Genomic DNA, 16,778 nt, shown 5'->3' with positions numbered 1-16,778 from the left:
AATAAAGGAAATGGTATCAAATAAAAGTTCATAAAATTGTCGAAAGAATATTTAAATATCAATCTTATTTAGCTCAAATAGTTAAACAAAGTCTTGCGCAAAGAAGTCTTGCTGAGATAGCATAAGAATGCTATCTCAGCAAATTACAGAAAATCTAACAAATTATGATAAGTTTAATCTTTAATTTCTTCTTTCATTTGACTGAGGATATCATGAGGATTTGGCAAAACTTATTGTATTCCATCAATTGTTTCAAAAAACTCATGGACTCAAGGCTCATCTACTAAAGTCTATAATCTTTCTGCTGACTCTAATTCTAGAGAGTAAATTGACAAATGTTACTTAGTAATTTCTTCAGTAATTTTTTTACTATCATGCCATCTGGAATTTTATTGTATAAATAAGACTTTTTTTCAGACATTCCTACATCTTTAGCCAAATGTTCATCAATTAAATTCAGCCATTTTGTATTCACTCTTGGAATTTAATTCCATAAAGTTTATTCCGCTAGTGGTTTGACAAGTTCATAGACATATAATTCTTTATAGTCCTATCTTACTATAGCAGTTGATCTTTCCCCGATTGGAATCCAAACTTTTCCTTTAATTGACTTGAATCTTACTCTGGATTCGTCAAGACACCATATATCTATTGGAGTTTTTAGATATATGTTGTCCAGTTTTTTAAAGTTTTTAAGGTGAATTTTTAACATTTTTTATTTAAAAAACTACTATTTTCTGAATTTTAATCTTCTTTTATTACAAAAGAGTATGAACTTTTCTAAGTAATTTAATCCGCTTTTAGCCTGAACTTTTTTCCGGTACTTTTTTAAAATATCTACAACTAGCCATTATAGTTTTTGTCTATATTCGTCCATATAACGATCTTAATTATAAGTAATAAGCTTATTTTATAAGTAATTTATAAGTCAATAAAAAACTTCTTTTCTGCTTTAGATTATTAATACTTTAGATCTGTATTTTTTAACTGATTCTATTATTAATGATAGGTGGTTTTAATAACTGTATTTGATCTTACCTTTAATAAATTAATTCAAGTAATATAAATTACACTCTGATTATTAAAATACAGAGATACAAAATTATTTTCGTTCTTAATATTTATTGATAACTATCTACTTAGAGTAGTAGCTTCGAGACTCGTGAGATACAGAAGTTTATAGTTTTAGGTAAATTTTTATGTATCATTGAATGAGTTTAAGTCAGGATAATTATCTGACTTTACAAGTGCATAACGATAAAATTAAGTTGATTTAACTTAATAACTTTTAATTTTCATTAACCTGTATTTTTTCTACTTTTTCTCTAGAGTTTTATAACTAGATTTGATGTTGTTAAAGTTATTTTGCGTCACTACAAACCCATTTCCGTAAAGGATGACTCGGTTTGAGTTGCTGGATTTTTTTAAGCTGATTTTTAAGACGAACTTTTTCCCTTGGAGAAAGACCACAAATAATATAGCTACTATGCCAAGTCAAAACAGCTCCAGTGATTGCAATGCAAAAAAATAAACTAAACGTAGGAAGTAAGTTAAAGGCTAATCCATAGCGTAGTGCAACCCAAGTAAAATGTTCATGCCATAATTCAAATTCTTCCCATAATTTCCAAAGAGAAAAAGAACCCAGAGTTAACCAACATAAAATTATAAATAACCAGCGACGATAAAGATTAAGTTGGTATAAACGTTGAACTTGTTGATTGAGTATAGTATCGGAATGTTTCATTGATTTTTTTGGGACTTAAACATAGCAGTATCTAATGATACTAGGTGTCCTTGCTGAATCTCCCAACAACGATCAGCGATCGCAAATAACTCTCCTGGATCATGGCTTACAACTAACAAAGTCCAGCAACTTTTCAGTTTAGCTAACAACTTAGCTAACTGATGGCGCATAGACCAATCTAACCCAGCTGTGGGTTCATCTAAAAGCAGTAAATTGGGTTGGCGAATTAACTGCACGGCTAAAGCTAGCCTACGCTGTTGTCCGCCACTAAGGGCATGGGGAGACTGATTTAGGGGAATATGTTCTAATCCTACTTCTTGCAAAGCAGTTTTGATGCGATAAGGAAGAATTTCTGGATGTCCTAAACGTAATTCTTCTAAGATAGTGCTACCACAAAAATGTCGTTGGGGAAACTGAAAGACCAACCCTCCTAATTGTTGTAATTCTAGGGATGTAAGTTCGTGATCTCTCCAGAAAATTTTCCCTTCGGTTTTTTCGGCTAACCCAGCTATTATTTCTAATAATGTTGTTTTTCCTGAACCACTCGGACCAATAATCAAACCTAATTCTTGAGGAGCAAGTTCTAGGTTAGCCTCCTTCAGAATAGGAGTCAGGGTTGCTGGGGGATGATAAACCACATTTTTAAGATAGAGCATTCAAACAGCAAAGTATAAACTTATACTAAAGACAATTGGAAATTATTCTTTTATTTTGACAGATTTTTGCTAGCATCAATATCAATACTCAGTGTCTACCACTAAAATTATAATTGTGTGTTGTTAGGAGTGAGGCTATGATAGCGCGATTCATTAGAGTTCAACAGATTTCTCTGTCTATATCAGTGGCCTGTGCCGTTGCCTCGAGCATTTGGGGAAGTCCTTCTTTCGCTGGCGATCCCTTCCGTAAGGATAATCCTCGTAACATCGGCGGTCAGACAGAAGCAGCTTTTATCGCCGTCTTTCATGAAGGAGATTATTCTAAAGCTCAAATCTATCTAAAAGAAGCAGTTGAGACAGAAGCCAATGAACCCTTGGCTCATGCTATGCGAGCATCGTTAGCTTATTCTAATGGAGACTTAGGGTCCATGAATACCTATGCCCAACAGACGTTAAAAGCTGCTAAACAACTGATCGAGAAAGATCCCTTACGGGGAAATCTTTATTTAGCTGTAGGACATTTCCTCGAAGGAGCTTATACGTTTAAAACAAAAGGGGCTATTGGAGCAGTCAATAAACTTCCCCAGGTGTTTAGTTATCTTGATGAGGCAGAAAAACAAGCCCCGAATGATCCTGAATTAAATTTACTTAAAGGCTATCTTGACCTGATTCTAGCTGTTAATTTGCCCTTTTCTAATCCAGAAGATGCGATCACTCGTTTTGAACGATATGCAGCCCCTGATTATATGGTCAGTCGTGCCTTATCTGCTGCCTATCGAGATTTAAAAAACTATGATAAGGCTTTAGAATCTATTGAGCGAGCATTAGAGAGTAATACTGAAAACCCTGAAGTTCAGTATCTTAAAGGTCAAATTCTTCTTAATATCGGTATCAAAAATCAAAATTCAGAAAATCTTCAAGAGGCTTTTACCTATTTTGAACAGGCAATGATTAAGGTAGAACAATTACCGATTTCTGTGCAAACTTCTCTGCGCCACGATCACAATAAGGCACAACTGGAAATGGATAAACTAGCGACTAAACCAAATTAATGACAGAATATAACTTTTTTGTATCATTAAAAATTAATCACCTTTTCTTGTTAGTAGAAGTAGTAGCGACCATAGCTTTAACTTTTGGTGTTTATCAGACTAGTAGCGGATCTTTTCCCCAAGGGTTTACTCACTCTACCTTTCTAAATTTAAACAATGTCCAAGTCATCGCTACGCCACTTGTCGCTACCAGAGAACATTATCTGAAGCAACCAATTGAGAATTTTAATATCTTTTTTAGTACTAAAATACTGAAAAAGTTTTTGTGATTGCTCCAGTGGGAACCCGTTATCCTAACAGTATTTTGAAAGGTAGGGGAACTTTGAGTGACACTGAAGTTGCATAGGTGTCCTTTCTGTCCCGCACTATAGATATTAGTCCTTCAAAAATTACCAAAAATATTGAGGTAGAAGATATACCTCCAACAATGGTGGCTAATGTTTGGGCTACAAGGAGATTCTAGTGACCAGAGTTATCGAAAAAATCTGATTTGAAGCGCTTAACCGACTAGTTACGACAACACCAGCAATGTAATGTTGTTAACACCCCGTCGTTTTTTCTATGACGGCCCTTACATACCTGATGCAGTTAAACACGGCAAAATTTAGATTCTCATTAAATTAGAAAAATTTTTAATTTATTGGCACTTATTTACAATACCACCCATCATTATCATTACTGATAATCTCGTCTAACTGATCAATTAGCAACTAATCACCGAACTTATTGATAACTGTGAAAGTCTTTATTTTACTTACTTGTCTAGCGTTCACTCAGGTTTCTGGGGATATATTACTCAGTCGAGGGATGAAGAATTTTGGAATTTTTGAGTTTTCTAACCCCTTAATGATACCTCATTTAATTACTTACATTTTAACTAATATTTGGATTATTTTAGGCATTACTGTTCTAATTATTTCATTAGGTCTTTATTTGACGGCAATTTCTGATCTGGATCTGAGTTATGTATTACCTATTCACGCATCAAGTTATGTTTTGAATGGTGTATTTGCTTGGTTACTTCTGGACGAGAGAATTTCTATAATACGATGGGCAAGTACTTTATTAATTGCTTTTGGTGCATTTTTTGTTGGGTTAAGTGATAGTCAAACTGCCCAAGTTTCTCACAATAAAAATATAACTCCCCAAAATTTTCCTTTATTTCTATTCCCATTGAACGCAGTAATTTCTAAATCTTGGTTAGTAGTTTTAGGAATTTCTTTATCAGATTCTGCAGGAGACTTGCTCTTAGCAATGGGAATGAAAAAAATAGGGAAAATAGAGAACTTAACTTTTCAATCTATGGTTAAGTTAGTGATTAAAATTATTACTAACCCTATGATTATTAGTGGTATTGCCTGTCAAGGAATTGCTTTTTTTTGTTTTATTACTGTGTTGACTTGGTTAGATATTAGTTTTGTTCGTCCTGCAACAGCTTTGACTTATCTTATAAGTATGTTTGGAGCTAAATACTTTTTACAAGAAGATATTAAAGAACGTAAACTAATTGGTATTACTCTAATTGGATTAGGGATATTAGTACATAGTTAATGTTATTATTCTAGTCATTAATTCCACTGACTTTAAGAGATGATACTACATTGATTTATTTTGATCTCTAGATTAAAGTAACGGCGGAAACGAGATCAATTTAGTATTTTTTGGATGGATTATAGTTTTTACAGACAATTTATAAGTTACTGTGTTATTACTTCTTGCTTTTACTAAAGGGACAATTTTTTAAAAGACATATTCTTCAACGGATGGAAGCATAGCTATTCGTAGTGTTTTAGCATACTCTATTATTGTACTATATCGTCTACAAGCTTATGCCTTGTCTTTAAAAATAAAAGCCGTCTAAAGAGACTAATTATAAACCTAATAAATTGGGATTTGTTTGTATCTTTTTGTCCTTTAGAGTTCTTTATTTATTTTATTAATCCAGCTCTTTTGAATTAGCTGTTATAAAATTATAATAAGCAAAAGCCAAAAGTATTGCTTAGCGAAGTCTCCAAAACTCTAAAAACTTAATTCTTATAAAAATAAGGTTAATTATTGCTTGCAGCATTTTAAGGTTTTATTCAAAAGCTTCATCAGCTATTAACAACGATTTAATTGACTTTAGAAAAATCTAATTTTGAGATTTAGTTATTAGTTAAATTATTTCTAATTGTTGATAAGTTTTGGTCAACAATTAAAATTATATTCTATTCTTTCAGTTCTACTAAGTTAATTATTTAATCATAGGTAGTTATCCAAATATTATTTGTCTGTTTTAAGGCACAAAGTCTATAAAAAATCTGGTAAATATGTAAACAATTTATATTTATTTCAGTCAAATAAAGTTGAATAAGTCTCCAGAAATTTAAAATAATTATCAGCAATGAATTATACTACAATAGTATTTTTTTATTAAAAATTTTAAATTTTTAATAAAAAAATTGAAATTAAATTATTATATAATAATATGTATACTAGCATCCTAGAAATAAGATTAAAGATACTTAAACTACAATATTAGAATCTAATATTATCTTTTATTTGCTATAAAAAATAGATTTACATAGTTATATATATAAAAAATATAGGTTATAATGCTAATGCACAAACTACAGCTGAGATATCAGGATTTATAATTTTCTGTAAGTTAACTTAGTAACCTTTTTAACTGTGGAATCAACACCAGGTATGTATACCAATACATTATCTTTTAAAAGAGAAGATGATCGCAGTAAGACTCTGTTTTTTAGTAGCTAACTTTGAGTAGTTAACTATTATTTGCTCGATATATTAGAACAGTTAAATTGCTTCATAAATAAAAATTAATGTGATAAGCTAGGGGCAATTATTAATAATAATCATTATATTTTTTGGTCTTTTAAAATTCATATATCTTAATTAAATTAACTACTTTTTGCCACTTAATTTTTAGTTTTAAATATAAATAAATACAATTCATGTATTTATTTATATTTACTTTATAAGTAAATATCTTTTTTGCAAAGAAATATATTGTTTATATTTTATTTAGATTTTAAATTAAACTTAAATAAGTAACATTTATATTTAAAGTACATTTATAGTTCAATACACTACCAGCTAATTTAATTTTTCGTTATTAATCCTCAATTATGTTCAATTTATTTAGTTTTTCTTGAAAAACCAAATAAATTAATTTTTTTTATTTCCTAGATTTATTAAATTATTTGTTTGTGGTTCATTTATTGATACCAAACTATAAGTAACAACTAACCGGAGACTATAGTCTGATTCATTTAGATATTTTAAACAGATTTATCTTGCAGCTTCGTGGGACATCTCATAATCCAATTCATCGAATTTAAATGATTAAATAAACTGTCATTGCTTTTAATCTAATTGAACTAACTCAATATAGTTTTCTGATAAAACTAATAATTAATTTATTTTCTTCTCTTGATAAAAAACTTATAGTTTAAGCTAAAAAAATATTGAAAGTCTCCTGACTATTCCTATAGTACAATCTGCATAAATAACAGAGTTAATATTCTTACTAAAGGAGAAATATAACTCTTATTTTTACTCAGGAAAGCCACGTTCCGGTAGATTTTTAAGCCTCAAGGAGAATTTCCTGTTTTCTCAGAATATTTTAGCTACCTGCTATAGCAGGGTAAACCTTAACAGACTATGGGAAATTAAAGAATTTTCTACCTTTGGGAAAGAAAGCCTTGAGGTACTATCGAAATTTAAAATTTGCTATTTCTAACCAAAAAGATTTAATTCCTTTAACTAGTTTGAAAAGGTCTTCAATATTTCTAGATTTCATTATGTAACAGTTAACATAAAGTTTGTAACTGGAAAAAGTGTCCCCCTCATTATTATAGGTACTTAAAACTACCACTGGAATTCGTTTTCAATATTGATTGTGATTTCTGCTAGGACTTTTCAACTATCTTCTTGTGGAAAATCAATGTCTAAGATAATCAAGTTAGGATCGAGCTCTTAAGTAAACTCTCCTTGTTATCGTAAATAGTCTATTACATCTATTGCATAGATGCAATAACTCACGACGAGCAACTTGTGAGAAACGGCGCTAGTTTTTAACATTTCTTAGTTTAAATAAACATCAGTCTTACTGTCCTCAACCAACAGAATAATTTTATTAGATTCGCCTGCTCCTGCAATCACGCTCGTTTTCTCCTAGAGGTCTAGTGAAATAGAATGTTGAGCACTGTCTGAATTCTGACTCAACCCAAATATGTTCCCAATGACACTCCAGAATTTTTCTACAAATTGTCAGTCCCATTTCCCTTTCTCAATATTTATTATCGATATATTTTCGTTTAAAAATAACAAAAATTCGCTCATAATATTAAAATTAATGCTAATTTGAACATCTTTTCTTAAGAAGAACTAACTAATAACACTCTGATTTTTGGCTAAGATTATGGATCTCTGTGGTTTTATCGCTAAAGAACTTAACAGCGTTGCTGATTAAACTGAGGAATAGTTGCATTAACTGGGTATGCTCAGCTATACCTGTCAGTAAGAAATTATGGGGAATAATAACCTCTGTTTGATAAATGCATCCCCTCAGGTTAGCAATCGTCAGTTCTAAAGAGATTACTGCTTAAGTCAGTTCAAATTCAACTAACCGCATATGGCCATATATTCACTTTAGAATAAGTTAAAACATCATCAATAAACGTTTTTATCAAGCTAATTTTCTCCATCGCCAAGGTAATAAAGTTACTTATATCTTCATTTAAAGCGTCTGCATAAGGCATTTTCAATAACTGGACATAATTTAGAGACTTAGTTGAAGAGTTTTGGCAAGTTGTGGGTAGTGATGTAGGAAAATTTCTTGAGTTCTGCGTTAGGGTATTTCAATACTCGGGCTAATTCATCAGCTTAACATAGAATAATGTTGGCAATTACCTTTAATTTCAACAGCTTTCCAAGGCAAAGATTTTAATCTAACAGTCTTCTTCCACAAGAGAAATAATTTTCGGGGAGATAACTGTAAAGTTCCTTTGTCAAATTTAGTTTGATACAGATGATCAGGATCGCCCCTAATTGACGGTTTGAATCACTCGTGAAGCAGTTCAACTATTTGATTATTGTCTTAAACAATACACATCAATAGCTTGAAAAAAGTTGAAAAGTAATATTTTTATAGAAAAAATATAGAATTTACTTCACACTTTTCTAGCGACATTCACATTTTTAAGTATTGCTACTATCAATAAAAATTGATCCCTAAAACAGCTAAAATTCAGTAAATTTTTTATGATTTTTTATAAAAAAATCAACTTTGACGTTGGATTAATTAGACAATATAGCTGTAACCCCGCAGTCAGTAAGTTTTTATACTTAGCAAAAAAATAATGAATAAATATATCTTTGTAATCTTTTGTTACTTTTCTATATTAGAGTTCAAATGTTTTTAAATTTTTGTTCAGTTTATTCCCTTGATATAACTTATTCTACAGACAATAAGACTTTTATCTTATCCCCAAAACTTTGTCGTAGTTAGCATGAAATATAACTCAAAATTAGATATTTTTCTTTTAATCAGATTAAATTACATGAATAGCTATAGATAAACCTTTTAAAAAATTATTTTATATTTTTATATTTAGATAGTTAAAGTCAGATTTGTATTGATTTTATTATCTCTTCAAGTGTTGTATCTAACAAACTTTTTATTCAATTATTAAAACCGAATAATATCCATCTTTAAATATATTTCTGATAATTTAATTAGTTTTTATTTAATTTTGTTTATGTTCTATTATTTCTATAATATTTAGTTCTGGACTATGAGTTAGTGGAAAACATAGATATAATCCTTTTTATGCTCATTGTTTCAGTTTTGCGTTAATTTAAATACTCGTATACACCGAGTGATTATTCTTAATAATCACTGTATTTTTTAGCTTTATCTACTTATTTATCTAAAGTGTTTTGTTCTTTCAGGTTCTTTTTCTTTAGAAGATGGATCAATTCTCATCCTCACTTTGATTTGTTAACATCTTTAGCCATTTTTGAAAAAATTACCGTTTCTTCCTAGAGAGCATCTGACTCTTCTATTTTTTTAAAAAATTTAGATAATTGCTAGTTATTATGAGTTTTTCATCTTTTGCTGATAGCTCTTCAAAATATTGAATATCCTCTTCATTTAAAGTTTATTTTTTCCACTTATCAGTGAATAACACAACCTTCCTGTTCCTTAAATAACCTATCTATAAAATGTTCTTATAATTATATTTTTTAATAGTTTTACCCAATCTGCAAGTTATTCAACTTTCCAGCATTTTGTATTCAAAAAAATTTTTTTACTTTTGTTCTTGTTCTAGATAGAATTTTTGGGTCGCAAGTCAAATTTAAGATCGACCTTAACATAGATACACTCATTGAGATTTTGTTACTTAACCTAGTTAAAATAAAGATAAAAAAAAATTAAATGGTCTTAAAAAGTAGAAAACGAGGAATTAATTTTATCTTTTGGAAAAAAGGTAGAAATAATTATTATTTTTACTTTTTTTCCGATTACCTCATCGTCAACTTCAATAGTGTTAAATCACTGACTAAGTCGTCGAGACACAAATTGCATTATAGCTTATCATCTATTTATAGTTAATAAAACTTTATTGATTTTTATGACCATTGCCTTACCCAGACTTAGTCAGATAAAAGACACTTTTGTTAATACGCTTTTGTTAGGCAATGAATCTACCCCCGAACTCTGGGGAATTTTAACTGTCTATTTCGTCCAAGGAATCTTGGGTTTAGCCCGTTTAGCGATTAGTTTCTTCCTCAAAGATGATTTAGGACTGACCCCAGTTCAAATGAGCGCATTGACTGGGATTGCTGCCTTGCCTTGGGTAATTAAACCTGTTTTTGGGTTCATGTCCGATAGTTTACCTATCTTTGGTTATCGCCGTCGTCCCTATTTAATTTTATCAGGGGTATTAGGTAGCGTTGTCTGGATGACCCTAGGAACTATTGTCGATGATCCTTGGTCTGCCACTATTAGTTTACTACTAATCTCCCTCTCTGTCGCCATTAGTGATGTTATTGTAGATTCTTTAGTAGTAGAAAGGGCAAGAAAAGAATCTTTAGGAAAAGCAGGTTCTTTGCAATCTTTAACCTGGGGAACTTCTGCATTGGGGGGATTAATTACTGCCTATCTAAGTGGTTGGTTGTTACAACATCTGAGTAATCAAACGATTTTTGTTATTACTGCTGTCTTTCCCTTAATTGTTGCAATGGTTGCTGGGTTAATTACCGAGAAACCAGTTAATCAAAATTATGCCAATAAAACAGCTTTTAAAAAGTCTCCAATCAAGCAACACTTACAAGAACTCTGGAAAGCTTTCAAACAAAAATCGATCTTATTCCCCGTTGTCTTTATTTTTATCTGGCAAGCAACACCTAATGCTGACTCAGCATTCTTTTACTTTACCACCAATAAATTAGGATTTGGCCCTGAATTTTTAGGGCTAGTTCGCCTAGTGACCAGTATAGCTGCTCTAGTCGGAATTGGACTCTATCAAAAATTCCTTAAAACAGTTCCATTTCGGCGTATTTTAGGCTGGAGTATTGTTATTTCCTCGGGCTTAGGGATGACGATGTTACTGTTAGTAACTCATACTAATCGAGTGATAGGAATCAATGATCGCTGGTTTAGTTTAGGGGATAGTTTAATTCTCACAGTCATGGGAGAAATTACTTTTATGCCTATCCTTGTTTTGTCTGCTCGTTTGTGTCCTAAAGGCATTGAAGCTACCCTCTTTGCTCTACTTATGTCTATTCTGAACTTATCAGGGTTAGTATCCCATGAATTAGGGGCATTATTAACTCAATGGTTAGGGGTAACACAAACGAACTTTGATAGCCTCTGGATACTAGTTATTATCACCAATCTTTCAACTCTGTTACCGCTCCCTTTTTTAGGTTGGTTACCAGCTACCGATCCTAAAATAGAGGAACTATAAATTAATATTTAACCTTCTATAGAAATATAAAGAAATAATATCTTAAGATTTTAAACTAACAGATTAAATCATTGTTAATATTGCTATATAATCCAACTTATCAATTAAATTTACTGAAAAATAATCTCTAATAAAATTAGATTATTATGAATAATTTATCAATTTAAACGGGTAATTATTTAATTAATTTGACAGTAACCTACATATCCATAATTTCATCGGATACCTATGTAAGACAGGTAAAAGAAACTAAAAGCTTGATTTAATTTCTCTTAGAAACTGTTTATGAAAAAATGTTGATAAAACAACTTGTAAAAAAATGTTTGTATATTACACTACCTCAATAGATCACAAATATTGTGATCTATTGAGGTAGACAAAAAAAAGGAAAACCTACAATTTTTGGGTAGTTTTTCCTTTTTACTTTACGCGAAGTTTCGTTCGAGAACAATTTCTTGGACTTCAAGTTATCCCACTGAAATATATTCAATTATTCATACAATTTATCTGTACAGTTAAGATAAACTTCTAATTAGATTTTGTCCCTAGTATCGGGAGGTTCAATTTAAATTGAACCTAGATATTTGCTAATTATCTCTTCCCATTCTGCTATCCAAATCAATGTTGAGGATAAGTCACATCCCCATTATTTCATAGCCAGCATCTACGTAAAGTACTTGTCCTGTAATACCACTGGCGAGATCACTACATAAGAAAGCTGCTGCATTACCCACTTCTAACTGGGTGACGGTTCGCTTGAGAGGAGCAACTTTTTCTACGTGGTGAATCATATCAAGAATACCCCCTACTGCCGATGAAGCTAAAGTACGAATAGGACCGGCAGAAATGGCGTTAATGCGAATGTTATTAGAACCTAATTCAGACGCTAAATAACGCATACTCATTTCCAAACCTGCTTTAGCCACTCCCATTAAATTGTAATTAGGAATCACCTTGACCCCACCTACATAGGTGAGGGTGACAATACTTCCTCCATCGATCATTAAGGGCTTAGCATATTTAGCCATGTTAGCCAAAGAAAAGGTACTAATTTCTAAAGATTTGGAAAAGGCTTCACGGGACACTCCACTAAAATCTCCTGTTAATCCTTCTTTATCTGCAAAGGCCAGACAATGGATAAGAATATCGAGTTTATCCCAAGTATCCGCTACGGCTTGAAAGGTTGCCTTCACTTGAGATTCATTTTGAACATCACAGGGGACAAAAATCGACGGATTTAGGGCTCCTACGACATCCCGGACTTTTTTTTCAAAACGACCCTTTTCGTCCGGTAAAAAGGTCACACCAAGATTTGCCCCAGCTTTATGGATTTGTTGGGCAATACCCCAAGCAATAGAGCGACTATTAGCAATTCCTGTTACTAGCGCGTTCTTTCCGGTGAGATCTAACATAATTATTATCAACAATTGTTCAATTTTTAGCGAATGAAGTCTCCCACTGTTTAAGATGGGTAAGTATAATCTTCACAGAACTGGGAACTTCTCATCCCAATAGGAACATTGTGAAGCAAAACGTAGCAAAAACCTCTGAAGATAGATTAAAGTATTGTGTCTATACTGAAGTTAACAATCACCTGTCTGTTTAATAGAGTCTATACTTACTGCCCTTAATATCAAAGTGTGATGGAAGCATCCTTGTCTCAAGATAAACCCCTAGCAGCTGTTTTTCGCCGTATCGGTGGCGGCACCTATCCCCCTTTCGTTGAAGCCTTTGAACGGGGTAAAACAATTTTTTTTCCAGGTGATCCAGCCGAAAGAGTCTACTTTTTATTGAAAGGAGCCGTAAAACTTTCCCGTGTTTATGAAGCTGGGGAAGAAATTACTGTAGCTTTGTTGCGCGAGAATAGTGTCTTTGGGGTGTTGTCCCTAATTACAGGGCAACGCTCAGATCGTTTTTATCATGCAGTTGCCTTCACGCGTGTAGAATTGTTGTCCGCTCCAATCGAGCAAGTGGAGCAAGCTCTTAAAAGAGAGCCCGATTTGTCTATGTTGATGCTTCAAGGGTTATCTTCACGGATTTTACAAACAGAAATGATGATCGAAACCCTGGCACACCGTGATATGGGTTCGCGTCTTGTTAGTTTTTTGTTGATTTTATGTCGGGATTTTGGAGTTCCTACTTCTGAGGGAATTCGTATTGATTTAAAGTTATCCCATCAGGCGATCGCTGAAGCTATTGGTTCAACCCGTGTTACTGTTACTCGTCTTTTAGGAGATTTACGTCAAGAAGAGATGATTTCCATTTATAAGAAAAAAATTACTGTTCATAACCCTGTCGCCCTCAGTCAACAATTTACCTAACCCATTCAATCATCCTTGATCACAAATGACCAGTGCTTATATCTTAATTGCAGCGATTCTCATTCTCGGAGGCTTAATCGCTGCCTTGGGCGATCGCTTAGGCACTAAAGTAGGTAAAGCTCGACTCCGTTTATGGAATCTCCGTCCGAAGAATACGGCTATTGTCGTAACAGTATTAACCGGAACCCTTATTGCAGGCTCTACTCTAGGTATTTTATTTACTTTTAGTAAGTCATTGCGCGAAGGGCTGTTTCGTCTCGATGAAATCCTCAAACAGTTACGAACGGCTCAGGCCGATTTAGCAAAGGTTTCTCAAGAAAAACAAGACGTAGCCCAAGAATTCCAAACTGCTAAAAAATTACAAAATCTCGCCCAACGACGTCTTAAGTCTATTAACGATAATTTCGAAGATGCTAAAGCTCAACTGAAATCGGTTTCCGATCAAGCAACAAAATTAAAAAAAGATATTCAAACTCTTCTTAAAGAACGCAAGGAACTTTTAGAGAGTAAAACTAGGCTTGACAAACAAATTACCCAACTTCATGAACAGGTTCACGCTAGAGATGAAGAACTTAAAAAGGGTCAGGAAAAAATTGCAGTTCAAAATCGAATTCTTCAACAAAGACAAACTCATTTGCAAGAACTTGAAACTCGTTTTCAATCTTTAGAAAACCAGCAAAATCAATTACAAACTGAAATAGAACAACGAGATAGTAAAATTGCCGAACTTGACAAAGCAATTAATCAAAAAGATTTTGCCTTGAAAAGTAGAGAGTCTCAACTAAATAAGTTAGAATCTCAATTAGAGTATCTTAGAAAAGCAGTTCAAGTTTTAGAGCAATACTATCAAACATATCAAGAATTACGGGAACGCCAAATTGCTATTGTTCGAGGCCAAGTATTAGCTCTAGGGGCCGTTCGAATTGTCTCTCCTAATGCAGTTCTTCAAGTGGTGGATGAACTACTCAGACGGGCTAATGAATCAGCTATTGAGGCAGTTGGTAGTAATGATGTCAAACCATCAGAACGGGTGGTAAAAATCACTAAAGCTCAAGTACAACAATTAACTCAACAACTCAAAGAAGATCAAAATTTTGTAGTAAGAATTATTTCGGCTGGTAATTATGTTGAAGGAGAAAAAGAAGTGAGAGTTTTTGCTGATATTGTAGTTAATCAAAAGATTTTTAATCAAGAAGAAACGATTGCTATGGTTTCTATTGATACCTCTAATATGACTGAAGAAAGTATTCAACAACGTATTGATATTCTATTAGCAGCAACCCAATTTCGTGCACGTCGTGCTGGCGTAGTAGGGAATATTCAGGTTGAAGATGGACGATTAAAAACTATTGTTAATTTTATTGAAGAAATCAGTGCTAGGGAGGAAGGACTAGATGAAATTAAAGCGATTGCGGCCGAAGAAACCTATACTATTGGACCTCTTAAAATTCGCTTAATTGGTACTAAAGATGGTGAGGTTATTTTGGGGACTTAAATAGTTTATAGTTAATACTTGATAGTTAATATTTAAACAAACCTAAAATGATTATTGGATTTGACCCTGGACGAGATAAATGCGGTGTTGCAGTAAGGAATGATCAAGGACAATTTCCTTATCATAAAGTGGTCAATTCTGAAGATGTGATCGCTACTTTACAATCTCTTTGTAAACAGTTCCCAATTACCTTATTAGTGATGGGTAATCAAACAACATCTAAACAGTGGAAAAAGCAATTAAAAAGTAAACTTTCTTCTTCTGTTTCTATTGAAATGGTCGATGAACGTAATAGTAGTTTAGAAGCTCGTGATCGCTATTGGGAAATGTATCCACTTCAAGGACTAACTCGGATAATTCCTCTCGGCATGAGGTTTCCTTCCCGTCCTATTGATGATATTGTGGCTATTGTGTTGATTGAAAGATATTTGAATAGAAATAACTTATAAAGATTGAACTATTAAAAAACTTTTTTAAAATAAACTTTAATACAGTAGGATAGACAAATACAATAATTGTTTTTAGTAGTCAGATACAGTAAAACACTTGCTCACTCTACAAAATAGTAAAAATATTAACTATTTTTTTGATTAGTATCTTATTTTTATCCTAAGTTTGGTTGTTAAAAATATTTCCAATAATAGGCAAATAATTTAGATAGAGACCATCTATAGAAAATATAAGTTAGCTTCACATATTCGTTCACTTAAAACAAAAAGCAAATACCTAAAAAATAAAAAATATTTAAAATTAAGGAGATAGCATTTACTTTGAAAAGTGTCTTAGATGTGGACTCTCAAAAATAGTGAGCTCGCTACAGCAATCAACTATAATTGTAGTCAGAAAATTTTTAAAAAAAATAATAAACTGGGAAAATAAATTCTTCTTGAGAAGAATAATAATTTCAAACGAAGAAAATAGGGGAAACATCTATAAACTAATAAACTAAAGTAATGGAGAACCTAGCCTAGAAATTAAATTTGAGATAAATCTAGCTTTAGTTTATCGTCCTTCTCAATTAACTAAATTTTCTTTATCTACTTAAGAAAATTGTCTGATTAAATTGTGAGATGTTGCTAATCTTATACAAGGAAAAGTTTATAGGAAAATTTAACTAATTAATCAATGTCAAGTTTTTATTTGCTCAGAAAATTTAACTGAGGAGTTTATTTGTTTCTTTCTTCTACACCTGCCAATCCATTGTATATCATTGCAGTTTAATAGTTAAGATATATTAGCCGAGTCATAGTTGTTAAATCTGCCATTGAATACGAAACGAGCAGCCGCGCAGTCATATGTTCATGGTATGCTAGAGAACATATGAGTGTAAGAACAATTACATAAGTAATCGCCTCAAGTGTTTTGACAACAAAATAAGGTATCTCTCCATGTATTTTGCAGTATGTGTTGGTGATGCCCCAGGGAATGATAGTCGATTCTGTGATTGTATCAGAGTCATCATCAAGGAATTGCTCAATGAAGTGTAGTGCGTCAGTCAGTTGTGTTGTTTCTATATCCGACAAATGTTACC

10 protein-coding genes and 1 pseudogene are annotated in these 16,778 nt (G+C 32.3%); 6 read left to right on the top strand and 5 right to left on the bottom strand.

The window, feature by feature from the left end; translation table 11 throughout:
* Positions 1-1,360: 1,360 nt before the first annotated feature.
* Entirely contained in the window at positions 1,361-1,744 is a 384-nt protein-coding gene (locus P3F56_RS09635; RefSeq protein ID WP_281152639.1) for a hypothetical protein, read from the bottom strand.
* The gene (locus P3F56_RS09630) at positions 1,741-2,400 is read right to left on the bottom strand and encodes an ABC transporter ATP-binding protein (protein WP_281152638.1); all 660 of its coding nucleotides are present in this window, start codon (positions 2,398-2,400) and stop codon (positions 1,741-1,743) included. The genes P3F56_RS09635 and P3F56_RS09630 overlap by 4 nt, the downstream gene beginning before the upstream one ends.
* 137 nt (positions 2,401-2,537) lie before the next feature.
* On the opposite strand from P3F56_RS09630, the gene P3F56_RS09625 reads away from it, so the two are divergent.
* Positions 2,538-3,452, top strand: coding sequence for a Sll0314/Alr1548 family TPR repeat-containing protein (locus tag P3F56_RS09625; protein ID WP_281152637.1), 915 nt, complete (start codon positions 2,538-2,540; stop codon positions 3,450-3,452).
* 735 nt (positions 3,453-4,187) lie between these two features.
* Complete coding sequence (locus P3F56_RS09620) at positions 4,188-5,003, top strand: hypothetical protein (RefSeq protein ID WP_281153796.1); 816 nt, start codon at positions 4,188-4,190, stop codon at positions 5,001-5,003.
* A gap of 2,164 nt (positions 5,004-7,167) precedes the next feature.
* Here P3F56_RS09620 and P3F56_RS09615 read toward each other — a convergent pair.
* A pseudogene (locus P3F56_RS09615) lies at positions 7,168-7,538 on the bottom strand (response regulator).
* Positions 7,539-8,337: 799 nt separating this feature from the next.
* Entirely contained in the window at positions 8,338-8,508 is a 171-nt protein-coding gene (locus P3F56_RS10615) for a GAF domain-containing protein (RefSeq protein ID WP_405054795.1), read from the bottom strand.
* 1,585 nt (positions 8,509-10,093) lie between these two features.
* Between P3F56_RS10615 and P3F56_RS09610 the strand changes: the two genes are divergently transcribed.
* The gene (locus tag P3F56_RS09610) at positions 10,094-11,431 is read left to right on the top strand and encodes a folate/biopterin family MFS transporter (protein WP_281152636.1); all 1,338 of its coding nucleotides are present in this window, start codon (positions 10,094-10,096) and stop codon (positions 11,429-11,431) included.
* A gap of 635 nt (positions 11,432-12,066) precedes the next feature.
* Here P3F56_RS09610 and fabI read toward each other — a convergent pair.
* Positions 12,067-12,843: an enoyl-ACP reductase FabI gene (fabI, locus tag P3F56_RS09605; RefSeq protein WP_281152635.1), complete on the bottom strand. Its 777-nt coding sequence runs from the start codon at positions 12,841-12,843 to the stop codon at positions 12,067-12,069.
* A 231-nt stretch (positions 12,844-13,074) separates the two neighbouring features.
* Here fabI and ntcA point away from each other — a divergent pair, with 231 nt between their 5' ends.
* Genes ntcA through P3F56_RS09590 form a run of 3 tightly spaced genes read left to right on the top strand, consistent with a single transcriptional unit; the run spans position 13,075 to position 15,696 of the window.
* On the top strand, positions 13,075-13,752 hold the full coding sequence (gene ntcA / locus P3F56_RS09600; RefSeq protein ID WP_281152634.1) for a global nitrogen regulator NtcA: 678 nt from the start codon (positions 13,075-13,077) through the stop codon (positions 13,750-13,752).
* Positions 13,753-13,777: 25 nt separating this feature from the next.
* On the top strand, positions 13,778-15,247 hold the full coding sequence (locus tag P3F56_RS09595) for a DUF3084 domain-containing protein (RefSeq protein ID WP_281152633.1): 1,470 nt from the start codon (positions 13,778-13,780) through the stop codon (positions 15,245-15,247).
* Positions 15,248-15,294: 47 nt separating this feature from the next.
* A complete protein-coding gene (locus tag P3F56_RS09590) occupies positions 15,295-15,696 on the top strand; it encodes a pre-16S rRNA-processing nuclease YqgF (protein ID WP_281152632.1) in 402 nt (133 codons plus the stop codon).
* The last annotated feature ends 1,082 nt before the right edge of the window (positions 15,697-16,778 follow it).

The organism is cyanobacterium endosymbiont of Epithemia clementina EcSB (genome assembly GCF_029919255.1).
Classification (GTDB): domain Bacteria; phylum Cyanobacteriota; class Cyanobacteriia; order Cyanobacteriales; family Microcystaceae; genus Rippkaea.
The sequence above is the reverse complement of the archived record's forward strand: the minus strand, read 5'-3'. Positions and strand labels throughout refer to the sequence as shown.

Bases quoted from the DNA above. Each gene is read 5' to 3' on its own strand.
- P3F56_RS09630 (WP_281152638.1), bottom strand. From the start codon at position 2,400: ATGCTCTATCTTAAAAATGTGGTTTATCATCCCCCAGCAACCCTGACT.
- ntcA (WP_281152634.1), top strand. From the start codon at position 13,075: ATGGAAGCATCCTTGTCTCAAGATAAACCCCTAGCAGCTGTTTTTCGC.
- fabI (WP_281152635.1), bottom strand. From the start codon at position 12,843: ATGTTAGATCTCACCGGAAAGAACGCGCTAGTAACAGGAATTGCTAAT.
- P3F56_RS09590 (WP_281152632.1), top strand. From the start codon at position 15,295: ATGATTATTGGATTTGACCCTGGACGAGATAAATGCGGTGTTGCAGTA.
- P3F56_RS09610 (WP_281152636.1), top strand. From the start codon at position 10,094: ATGACCATTGCCTTACCCAGACTTAGTCAGATAAAAGACACTTTTGTT.
- P3F56_RS09635 (WP_281152639.1), bottom strand. From the start codon at position 1,744: ATGAAACATTCCGATACTATACTCAATCAACAAGTTCAACGTTTATAC.
- P3F56_RS09625 (WP_281152637.1), top strand. From the start codon at position 2,538: ATGATAGCGCGATTCATTAGAGTTCAACAGATTTCTCTGTCTATATCA.
- P3F56_RS09595 (WP_281152633.1), top strand. From the start codon at position 13,778: ATGACCAGTGCTTATATCTTAATTGCAGCGATTCTCATTCTCGGAGGC.